10 protein-coding genes are annotated in these 11,467 nt (G+C 43.8%); 9 read left to right on the top strand and 1 reads right to left on the bottom strand.

What is annotated here, in order from left to right:
* The 8 genes from AC1DOV_RS34170 to AC1DOV_RS34135 form a co-directional block, all read left to right on the top strand.
* Positions 1-824 (top strand): S-layer homology domain-containing protein (locus tag AC1DOV_RS34170; protein WP_477552113.1); only part of this gene is annotated, 824 nt, incomplete at its 5' end.
* A gap of 265 nt (positions 825-1,089) precedes the next feature.
* The gene (gene gatC / locus AC1DOV_RS34165; protein WP_076271888.1) at positions 1,090-1,377 is read left to right on the top strand and encodes an Asp-tRNA(Asn)/Glu-tRNA(Gln) amidotransferase subunit GatC; all 288 of its coding nucleotides are present in this window, start codon (positions 1,090-1,092) and stop codon (positions 1,375-1,377) included.
* Between the two features lie 35 nt (positions 1,378-1,412).
* Complete coding sequence (gene gatA / locus AC1DOV_RS34160; protein WP_076271889.1) at positions 1,413-2,870, top strand: Asp-tRNA(Asn)/Glu-tRNA(Gln) amidotransferase subunit GatA; 1,458 nt, start codon at positions 1,413-1,415, stop codon at positions 2,868-2,870.
* A 36-nt stretch (positions 2,871-2,906) separates the two neighbouring features.
* On the top strand, positions 2,907-4,346 hold the full coding sequence (gatB, locus tag AC1DOV_RS34155; RefSeq protein WP_477552112.1) for an Asp-tRNA(Asn)/Glu-tRNA(Gln) amidotransferase subunit GatB: 1,440 nt from the start codon (positions 2,907-2,909) through the stop codon (positions 4,344-4,346).
* 148 nt (positions 4,347-4,494) lie between these two features.
* A complete protein-coding gene (locus AC1DOV_RS34150) occupies positions 4,495-5,205 on the top strand; it encodes an MgtC/SapB family protein (RefSeq protein ID WP_076271891.1) in 711 nt (236 codons plus the stop codon).
* Positions 5,187-7,112, top strand: coding sequence for a DUF4097 family beta strand repeat-containing protein (locus tag AC1DOV_RS34145; protein ID WP_477552111.1), 1,926 nt, complete (start codon positions 5,187-5,189; stop codon positions 7,110-7,112). The genes AC1DOV_RS34150 and AC1DOV_RS34145 overlap by 19 nt, the downstream gene beginning before the upstream one ends.
* Before the next feature lie 77 nt (positions 7,113-7,189).
* A complete protein-coding gene (gene perR / locus AC1DOV_RS34140) occupies positions 7,190-7,624 on the top strand; it encodes a peroxide-responsive transcriptional repressor PerR (protein ID WP_076271893.1) in 435 nt (144 codons plus the stop codon).
* A 117-nt stretch (positions 7,625-7,741) separates the two neighbouring features.
* Complete coding sequence (locus AC1DOV_RS34135; RefSeq protein ID WP_477552114.1) at positions 7,742-9,466, top strand: glycosyl hydrolase family 18 protein; 1,725 nt, start codon at positions 7,742-7,744, stop codon at positions 9,464-9,466.
* A 170-nt stretch (positions 9,467-9,636) separates the two neighbouring features.
* Here the strand turns inward: AC1DOV_RS34135 and AC1DOV_RS34130 are convergent, their stop codons facing one another.
* The gene (locus AC1DOV_RS34130) at positions 9,637-9,996 is read right to left on the bottom strand and encodes a YgzB family protein (protein ID WP_076271895.1); all 360 of its coding nucleotides are present in this window, start codon (positions 9,994-9,996) and stop codon (positions 9,637-9,639) included.
* Between the two features lie 153 nt (positions 9,997-10,149).
* Here AC1DOV_RS34130 and AC1DOV_RS34125 point away from each other — a divergent pair, with 153 nt between their 5' ends.
* Entirely contained in the window at positions 10,150-11,034 is an 885-nt protein-coding gene (locus AC1DOV_RS34125) for a nucleotidyltransferase-like protein (protein ID WP_477552110.1), read from the top strand.
* Positions 11,035-11,467 lie beyond the last annotated feature (433 nt).

Below are 11,467 nucleotides of genomic sequence, written 5' to 3'. Positions count from 1 at the left end.
GTGAGCTGGATACAGACGGAGACGGCATTCCAGATTCGAYTGATCCAGACGATGATAACGATGGATTGACGGATGAGCAAGAAAAAGCAATTGGAACGAATCCAAAAGATCCAGACACGGACAGAGATGGTGTCAATGATAAGGATGATTATTATCCGTTGGATCCAACGAGATCCAGTTATTCAGGCAACAACTCGGGTGGCAACGTGACGCCAAAGCCCGATAAGCCTGATCCGGTTGAAGTTCCAGATCATAAAGAAGTCAAAGCTTATATTATTGGTCATCAGGACGGAAGCTTTAAACCAGAGAAAGGGATTACACGTGCTGAAATGGCAGCGATACTTGTTCGCATACTGGGCAAGGAAGCTGAATTATCTTCCGTGAGCAGCACGGGCGTTGATGCTGAGCATTGGGCTGCAAAATACATTGCAATTATAACCGAATTGGGTTTAATGGTTGGTTATCCAGATGGCAGCTTCAAACCAAATCAGACGATCACTCGTGCGGAAATGGCTGTTATTATTAATCGATTGATGGAGCATATTGAAACCGGCGGCAAAAGCTTCTCTGACATTAATGGGCACTGGGCACAAACGGCCATTGATCAGGGGACTGCAGCAGGAATTTTCAACGGATATAAGGATGGTACATTTGCACCAAACCGCGTTCTTACGAGAGCAGAAGCTGTTGTCATATTCAATAGACAGCAGGGCAGATCTCCTCTAGCAGGAGCAGATCAACAATGGAGTGACGTTTCGCAGAAGCACTGGGCGTATGAAGATATTCAGACTGCGAGCATCGACCATGAGATTAAAGAGCAATAATGCTAACGGTCATCTAGAGCATTTCAGTAAGAACCTGATTCTCTAAAACTAAAAAGCAGCCTGCCTCACAACAGCTTAAGTTGTGAGAGTGGGCTGCTTTTGTTTGTTTGATAAACGATTGCTTTTACGCCCAACTCTTCTGTTGGAGATCCAGTTCCTTTTATGTGGAAATTAAGAAGTGATTTGCCGTTTACATTGATGTTCTCCCTGTATGTGAGATATAATAGGAAGAATGATTACAGGAATAGGAAAGGAAGAATACCTGATGAGCATTTCACCTAAGGATGTAGACCATGTAGCAAGACTTGCGCGGTTAGAGCTATCCGATTCGGAGAAGGATCAGTTTACGGAGCAGCTCAATGCGATTTTGAAATATGCGGAAAAGCTAGAAGGCTTGGACACGGAAAATGTTGAGCCAACCAGCCATGTGCTCCCTATAACGAATGTAACGCGCGCGGATGAGAAACGCCCGTCGCTGCCGATCGAGAAGGTTCTGCTCAATGCGCCTGATGAAGAAGATGGACAATTTAAAGTACCTGCGGTGCTTGAATAATACGAATGGGTTTAATTTGAAGGGAGGAACTACTGTTGGCACTGTTTGATTTGCGCCTGCAGGATGTACATAACAAGCTTAACAATAAGGAACTGTCTGTTTCTGAGCTGGTTAGCGCATCATTTGCGAGAATTGCGGAAACTGAGCCTGCTATTAAGGCTTTTATTACATTAAATGAAGAGAATGCACGCTTGCAGGCTTCCGAGCTGGACAAGCAATTGCAAGAAGGCGGCGACCAAGGTTTATTGTTTGGATTGCCGGCGGGTGTTAAGGATAATATTGTGACTGAAGGTCTACTGACCACTTGTGCGAGTCAGTTCTTAAGCAATTACAATCCTATTTATGATGCCACTGTTGTTCGCAAGCTGAAAGCAGCTCAGTCGGTAACGATTGGCAAGTTGAACATGGATGAATTTGCGATGGGCGGTTCCAACGAGAACTCCAGCTTCTATCCAACTCGCAATCCATGGAATACGGATTATGTTCCAGGCGGCTCAAGCGGCGGATCGGCAGCTTCGGTTGCTGCTGGACAAGTTTATTTCTCGCTTGGCTCCGACACTGGCGGCTCGATTCGTCAGCCAGCTGCTTATTGCGGTATCGTTGGCCTCAAACCAACATATGGCCTAGTATCACGCTTTGGACTTGTTGCTTTTGCATCTTCTTTAGACCAAATCGGTCCGCTTACCAAAAATGTTGAAGATTCCGCATTTGTGCTGCAAGCCATTGCTGGTTACGACACAAGCGACTCTACATCAGCGAATGTGGATATTCCAGATTACACAGCAGCTCTTACAGGTGATGTAAAAGGTCTGCGTATCGGTGTGCCTAAAGAATACCTAGGAGCTGGTATTGATCCGCGTGTGAAAGAAGCGGTACTTAAAGCGCTGGCAGTATACGAATCACTGGGCGCGACTTGGGAAGAGGTTTCACTTCCGCATACGGAGTATGCAATCGCTACTTACTATTTGCTTGCTTCCTCGGAAGCATCGTCAAATCTAGCTCGTTTCGACGGCGTACGTTACGGTGTACGTGCGGAAGATCCTGCAAATCTCATTGATTTGTATAAGAAATCCCGCAGCGAAGGATTTGGCGCTGAAGTAAAACGCCGGATTATGCTTGGAACCTATGCTCTAAGCTCTGGCTATTATGACGCATATTATTTGAAAGCTCAGAAGGTGCGTACACTTATCAAGCAGGACTTTGACCAAGTGTTCAGCCAATATGATCTCATCATCGGACCTACGGCTCCGACACCTGCGTTCCGAATCGGAGAGCAAGTTGGAGATCCATTAACGATGTATTTAAACGATATCTGTACGATACCGGTAAGCTTGGCTGGCGTTCCTGCCATTAGCGTTCCTTGTGGAACGGCAGATGGCTTGCCGATTGGCTTGCAAATTATCGGGAAAGCGTTCGACGAATCGACGGTGCTGCGCGCCGCTCATGCGTTCGAGCAGCATACAGAGCATCATAAACAACGTCCGCAGCTATAAGCGGATCTATATACGTTTACGAAGGGATCGATACGAATGTCTGAACCGAACAAATACGAGACGGTTGTCGGGCTGGAAGTCCATGTGGAGCTGCATACGAACAGTAAAATCTTTTGCGGCTGCTCTACAGCTTTCGGCGCGCCGCCGAATACCCATACCTGTCCAGTATGCCTTGGACATCCCGGCGTTTTGCCGGTATTGAATCGCCAAGCCGTTGAATATGCAATGAAAGCGGCAATGGCTTTGAACTGTCAAATTGCAGATATCAGCAAGTTTGACCGTAAAAACTATTTTTACCCCGATTCGCCAAAAGCGTATCAGATTTCGCAATTCGATCAACCGATTGGTGAACATGGCTGGATTGATATTGAAGTGGGCGGAGAAACCAAACGAATTGGGATCACAAGGCTGCACCTTGAAGAGGATGCAGGCAAATTGACTCACGTCGATGGCGGTTATGCATCACTTGTCGATTTCAACCGTGTAGGTACGCCGCTAATTGAGATCGTATCAGAGCCTGATATTCGTACACCTGAGGAAGCTAAAGCATACCTCGAGAAAATCAAAGCCATCATGCAGTATTGCGACGTTTCTGATGTGAAGATGGAAGAGGGCAGCTTGCGCTGTGATGCAAATATAAGCCTTCGTCCATACGGACAAAAGGAATTTGGTACACGTGCGGAGCTTAAGAACATGAACTCCTTCCGCGGCGTTCAGCGCGGCCTTGAGTATGAGCAGTTCCGCCAAGCGGAAATTCTCGACAGCGGTGGTGAGGTCATTCAGGAGACTCGTCGTTTTGACGATGCACTTGGTAAGTCCTTCTCTATGCGCGGCAAAGAAGAAGCACATGATTATCGCTACTTCCCGGACCCGGATCTAGTACAGCTTCATATTAGTGAAGACTGGAAGCAAAGCATTCGTGCGACAATTCCAGAATTGCCTGATGCGCGCAAAGCGAGATATACGGCTGATTACAGCTTACCTTCCTATGATGCTGAAGTTATTACTTCATCTAAGAAGCTTGCTGATTTCTTCGAGGAGAGCCTTTCCTACACGAAGGATGCCAAATCCGTATCGAACTGGATCATGGGTGATTTGCTTGGTTATTTGAATGCCAACGGTCAAGAAATTACCGATGTGAAAATTACTGGACAAGGCCTAGGTGAAATGATTGGTTTGCTTGAGAAAGGCACAATCAACGGTAAAATTGCCAAAACGGTATTTAAAGCGATGCTGGATTCAGGCAAGCTACCACAGCAGATTGTAGAAGAACAGGGTCTCGTTCAAATCAGTGACGAAGGCGCTATTCAAGCCATCGTTAACCAGATCGTTGAAGCAAATCCGCAATCTGTTGATGATTACAGAGCAGGTAAAGATAAAGCAATTGGTTTCCTTGTTGGTCAGGTTATGAAGGAATCAAGAGGGAAAGCAAATCCTGCACTCGTGAATAAGCTGCTTGTAGAGCGCTTGAAATAAGAGCAGTTGCACGCAAAAAGACGCGGTTCATCAACATGATGAACCGCGTCTTTCTTTTTGAACATCACTCTGGACAGAAGACCTGTAAGCTCCATACGCTGCATACAATTATGTTACAATAGCGAATATAGAAAGGTCGGGATTGTTTATGCTGCTAAGTACACTTCATAATCCTTGGTATATTAGTGAACTTCATATTTTATTAAGGCTGCTGCTTGCCTTGCTATTGGGCGGACTTATTGGCTTCGAGCGAGAACAGTCGAATCATGCTGCTGGACTTCGAACGAATATTCTAGTTTGTTTAGGTTCTTGCTTGTTGATGCTGCTATCCATGTACGGTTTCTCAGCATTTGTCGACGAGCCTAACGTACGGGTTGACCCAGCGCGACTTGCAGCCGCAGTTATTACAGGCATTGGATTTCTAGGTGCAGGTACTATTTTATTTACCGGAAAATCAATAACGGGTTTAACGACAGCGGCGTCCCTATGGGTCGTTTCTGCAATTGGATTAGCAGTCGGAGCAGGCTTTTATTTTGCATCAGCTACCGCAACGATCATGGTTCTTGTAACATTATGGGCGTTTAATAAGCTGGAAAAAAGGTATATTAGTGCAAAGAAAGAGCACTTGCTCAAAATAAAAGCTAATAATTTATCTCAAGCTATGCTTGAATTAAATAGCCTACTGACTGATCGGAAAATCATCATGAGAAAAATGCTGCTGGAAGAATGCGAGGGTGAAGAGGAAGGCGAGCAGATTTTGCTGCAGGTGTATATTACACTGCCTAAATCAGAAGCATTGTTAGTGCTCCTCGATAATATAAAGCACTTGGAGGGTGTACGTTGGGTCAGCTCAGAATAAAACGAATAAAAAATAGGCTTCTCACCGTATTATTCGCATTTGCTATGCCAGGAGCAGGACATATGTATACGGGACAGCATCCGAAAGGCTTACTGTTAATTGCGGCCTTTTGGCTGGATTTGACGGCGATTGTAAGGTTAGCCGATTCAGATGGCGGCAGACATTTGCTGTTGATCGTTTATTTAGGTATTATGCTTCCTATTTTTTATTTTATTAGCGTGTTTGATTCCTTGCAAAGCGCGGATGCCGATAATAACATCCCCGTTGCAATGAATCGCACACATGGTATTTTACTTTTGGCGGCGGGAAGCGTCATGCTTATTTTAGTGAAGCCTCCACAAGCGATTTTACCCTGGATGAATGAACTAGCGGAGTTATGTGTTGGCCCGATTATTATAATCGCTTCAATATTGCTGCTGTCACGTTCAAGGAAAGGAAGAGTTATTATGTTTAAGCTGGGACGCTTTACAGCAGCGGCACTGGTATTGGTCGTGGGAGGATTGCTTCTCTGGGATCAAATTCAAGGACGGAATGATATTTCATTGCTTGGTCAATGGTGGCCGGTTATTTTTATATTGTTAGGTTTAGAAATCATTCTATACAGCATAAAGTTTAAAGACATAGAAAAAAAGCTTCGATTTGATGTTGGAGGCGCGATGATTGCTGTTGCGATTTCGTTGACCGCTTACGTTGTGACCCAATACGCGGATATTCCTTATCGTTGGCTGGATCAATTTAATGTTGATTTGAACGGGGCAGCAGAATTTGGAGAAGAGAAAGGATTTCATTATGAGAAGACCATCATTAAGGTTCCTTTAGATGAAGCGATTTCTCTCATTCGTGTTGTTAATCCCAATGGGCAAGTAACCATTCGATCGGGTGACGTACAGGAAATAGAGCTTTTGACTGCTGTATGGGTTGATGTGCCAGGCAAAACGGAGGCTGATGCGATCGCAGAGCAATCAACCGTCAAAATTAATCCAGGCGCTGAAGTAACGTTGGAGGCGAAGGGTCAAACCTATGGCGCTAACGGCAGCAGAAAACCGAGAATGAATATGATCATTACCGTACCAATGTCTTTGTCTGATCAGGTTGAGGTTAATCAACAGCCTACAGAAACTCTGTTATCCTTAGGAGCGGAAGGTATTGATGCGAATAACGATGAAATTCCGGAGTCAACACCTGATGCTGATTTGAACAATCAGTCCGCAACTGAACAACCTACGGACACGGATAGCGGTTTAAATGGCCAGTCTGAACAACTGCCACAGAATGCTGAGGAACAGAAGCCTGTATTAAAGATGAAAGTAGAATCAGGCAATGGTTCAATTGAAGTCATGAATTTGTCACTGCCAGGCGGCCTTGAGCTCCGAAGCAATAGCGGAATTGTTTCCGTAAGCAACATTAAAGGTCCTATCTCCGTCAAAGGTAATAATGGCGGAATTAATGTGAAAAGCATAACCGGTGACACCAGTCTTGAAACAAAAAATGGTACGATTACTGCAGATTCTATTGAAGGTAAGCTTTATGCAAATACGCTCAATGGCAGTTTGGAGATCAAGCAGATTGATGGAAACATTGAAGCAGAAACAAAAAACGGGAAAATCAAAATGGACGGCGCAGGCGGTTCTGTTAAAGCGGATACGCTGAATGGGAACATTGAGCTAAGCAGTGCTGAAGTTAGCGGAGATTGGGATCTCGATAGCTCCGTTGGAGAGGTAAAGCTTGCAATACCGGCGAATGCTCATTTTACGATGTATGGATCGGTAACTTTCGGTAATATTGTGTCCGATTTGCCGCTTGAAGTAAGTAAGAAAACGATAAGAGGCACTATAGGCGACGGCACTTTCAGGATTCAGATTAATGCTACGAACAGCATTGCAATTAAGCAATTTGGACTATCCTAAAAAGGCGCTTTCATTGACAAACTCTTAAATAAGAACGTACAATAGCTTTAATAACTTTAAGGAAGGGCGTGAGGGGAATGGGAGCCAGCGTTAACTTAGCACTTGAGCAACTGAAGATGAATGGCGTCCGAATGACCCCGCAACGTCACGCCATATTAAGCTACTTGATGGACTCGATGTCGCATCCGACTGCAGATGAAATTTATAAAGCGCTCTCACCAGTTTACCCGAGCATGAGCGTAGCTACCATATATAACAATCTGCGTTTATTTGTAGAAGCTGGATTAGTGCGTGAGCTGACTTATGGCGATGATTCAAGCCGGTTTGATTCGGATTTATCCGATCATTACCATGCCATTTGCAAAAATTGCGGTTCAATCGTCGATTTTAATTATCCACCGCTGCTTGAGGTAGAACGTGCAGCGTCACGTGTAACAGGTTTTGTGGTTGAAGGACATCGGATGGAAATTTACGGTGTTTGCTCGACTTGCAATACTAAATCAGCGAAATAATTGGCGTTATGCCTACAAGAACGTGCCGGGAAGCGATACAACGCTAATCTGCACGTTTTTTAATAGTCGAATAGAATTTTGAAGTTAACATTACAGGAGAGTGATGACTTGGAAACGATGTACAACCGAGCGCCACGCCGAAAAGGCAATCGAGGTGTTCGGAGCATAATATTGTTGTTTTTGTTAGGAGTAATAGCTGTCTTTTGTTGGTATGGATATATGCGTTTTATTCCTAACAATGAAAAGGTAGATCCAAATTATAAGTCAGATCATCCTATATTTATTCAAGGCGTTGAAGCGAAGCAAGGAGCTATTATCGAAAATGATGAAGTCAAGCTGCCGCTTTCGGTGCTGGAGCAGGTATTAGGAGCGGACAAGCCTATAAGATATGAGCCTGATTCAGGTTCAATCATTTTGACAACTGCCAATAAGGTGCTTCACCTCAAGACGGATTCTTTAACGGCGACTATCAACCAAAAGCCATACGATCTAACGATTACTGCAGAAACGTCTAATGATACGGTCTATATTCCTGCAGAACCTTTGGAGGAGTTATATGGGCTGAAAGTAGAATTCGTAAAAGAGACAGGCACAGTAACACTGCTGAATGCAGGAGACATGGTTCAACTCGCTGAGGCTACACCTGAGAAAGGGGCAGCTATTCGAACAGAAGCGACTATTCGAGCGCCTTTTGTTCAAAAAGTTCCTCAATCACAGTCAATAAGAATTTGGAAAGAGCAGGAAGGTTGGCTGCTAGTCCAAAACAGCGAAGGCATCATCGGTTTTATGAATAAAAAAGATGTGAAGCTTACTTCTATTGAGAAAATGCCCGAGCAGGCGTCAGAACCTCCATTTATTGCGTGGAAGGTACTCGGCAATAAAATTAATATGACATGGGAAGCTGTTTATCAACGAAAAATCGATACTGCCAAAATAGCGCCGATGCAGGGAGTAAATGTCGTAAGTCCAACCTGGTTTGAACTTGCCGACGACAAAGGAACAATAAAAGGCAAGGCTGATCCCGCATATGTAAAATGGGCACATCAGCAAGGGATGCAGATTTGGGCGCTGTTCAGCAATAGCTTCGAGCCTGATCGAACGACAAAGGCATTAGCGTCAGTGGAAACGCGATTCTCGATGATACAGCAGCTGATCGGCTTTGCTCAAGTATATGGATTGCAAGGGATTAATTTAGATTTTGAAAATGTACACACGTCGGATAAAGCTAACTTTGTACAATTTGTTCGGGAGCTGACTCCGCTTTTACATGAGCAAGGCTTGGTTGTCTCCGTGGATGTAACGCCCAAGTCGAATAGTGAGATGTGGTCGCTGTTTCTTGATCGTGCAGCGCTTGGCAATGTTGTAGATTATATGATGGTCATGGCTTACGATGAGCATTGGGCTGCGAGTCCAAAATCAGGTTCGGTAGCATCGCTGCCTTGGACAGAGAGTTCTCTTGTTCGCATCATGCAGGAGGATGCCGTACCAGCAAGTAAAATTATTTTAAGCATGCCCCTCTATACCCGGATATGGACTGAGAAAAAAGGGGAAGACGGTAAAATAGACGTTTCCTCAAAGGCAGTAGGCATGAAGAAGGTTAATGAGATTATTACGACTAAGAAACTTAAGCCGGTGTTTGATGCAAAAGCAGGTCAGAATTACGTGGAATATACGGAAGACGGAAATTTGATGCGAATATGGATTGAGGATGAAGTATCCATTAAAGCTCGAGTAGCGCTTGCACGTAAATATGATTTAGCGGGTGTAGCAACATGGCAGCGTGCGTTCCAAACGGAAGCTATTTGGAAATCTATCGACGATTCTCTTAAGATTAGGCCATAATTCATTTATAAATGTTAAATAAGAAACGCCTCCTCACATGTGAAGACATGGAGGAGGCGTTTCTTATTTTTATAATGCTGCGATCAAAAGTTGGTTTTCTCAGCTTTTTACCTTCTTAGTAGAATAAAGGTTGTTTCCTAAGAAAGAATCAACCGTATATTCACTATAGGTTAAACTTGCTGTTCAGAAGGAGTAGTTGTTGCTTGTGCAGGATCAAGCGTAAGTATCGTTTTGCAATACATACAACGATCTGTTTTTCCAAGCATCTTGGTTGGACGCGAGCATTCTGGACATTGAAGCATTGTGGCGCTTGTTGACATCATGCCAGCCCAGAAATAAACGGCTACGCTGATTAACAAGGAGATCATGCCGATTACCATGAAGATAGCAGCAATAATTTTGCCTGCTTGTCCCCAAAAAACAATGCCGGCTGTTCCGAGTATCATGACTCCCATGCCAACAAGGGTGAAAACGAGTCCCCATAGACGGAATTCATTGATTTTGGCTGACTTGAAAAAGAACTTATTCATGTATTCATACCCTTCCTATGACCAATGACTTATGATTTTGAAACAGTTTCTGAGTTAGTAAGCAGGAATGTGCCTCCAACCTGTCGAAAAAGAATAAAACTGTAGAATATTATTATAGCGTAATAAAATGTGATTAGCTATATGGAGGAACCAGTGGAACATATAAAAGCGTACTTCTCGGACAGCTATCGAGATGAACCTCATTTAATCGGTTTGGCTGTTATTGAAAACCCATATCCTTATAATTCTTTAGCTGATGGATTAGATTCATTAGTACTTGTTGTAATGAATGAAGAGATTGAGCGGAATGATACGGAGCATGTCCAAATCGAGGATCAACGGGTATTGATTCGAACGATTGATTCGAATGGATTGAGTGAATGGTTGTCTGGTGGCGAAAACCGCAATATTATCGAGTGGCTAGTTCGGGGGGAGATCTTGGTGGATCGCGACGGCTATCTGAGCAGTGTTCGTGAACGTCTGCTTCAGTTTCCTGCTTCAATGCGGGAGCAAAAGCAGTTTGCTGAATTTACGGGTTTCTTAAGAACGTATTTACAAGCAAAGCAGGATCTATTGGATGGTAATTTGTTGGATGCATACAGTCATGTGCTGACAGCCTTGCATCATTGGGCTCATATCGTTCTTATAGAAGAAGGAAGGCATCCTGAGCTAACCGTGTGGAAACAGCTGAAGCGAGTTCACCCAGGAATATATAAGCTCTACGAGGAGCTAACGGTAAGCCCAGAAACATTGGAGCAACGAGTACAATTAGTTATGCTTGGCTGCGAGTTTTCCGTTATGAGCAAAATGAAAACAAGCTGCGCGTTATTATTTAATATACTTGGCAGTCGCGAAGAGCCTTGGAGTATTGCGGAGCTGCAATCACACTCCACATTAAATATTTTGCATGGTGATTTATCACTTGTTCTTCAGAAGCTTGTAAAGCGGGAGTACATTCGTGAGGTTGCTGTTATGAATGAAGCAGGAGATATAGGTGCGCTTGAACTTCGATATATGAACAACGTGAAAACAAGCTAATGATTCAACCGTTTATAATAGTAGAAGCGTATGTCATGCCCTATGTTTATAGAGGCAGGCATGCGCTTCTTTTGTTTAAAATAAAAAGTAGAAAACATGCTTGACTTATATTAGGATCAGATGATATATTAGTACTCGCCGCTTTTACAGGATACATAATCGCGAAAACGACATTTTAAAAAAAATGTCGAAAAACGAAAAAAAGTACTTGCAAAGAGATAGGCAAACGTGATATATTATAAAAGTCGCCGATACGAAATACGCGGTTGACACGAAAGAAAAGWTTGCTCTTTGAAAACTGAACAACGAGTAATAACTGCCTTGCAAATCCTTCGGGATGAGCAAATATAGCGATAAAAGTAATGAGCAAGTCAAACACCAATTTGGAGAGTTTGATCCTGGCTCAGGACGAACGCTGGCGGCGTGCCTAATA

This window comes from Paenibacillus sp. 01T47 (genome assembly GCF_056398245.1).
The sequence above is the reverse complement of the archived record's forward strand: the minus strand, read 5'-3'. Positions and strand labels throughout refer to the sequence as shown.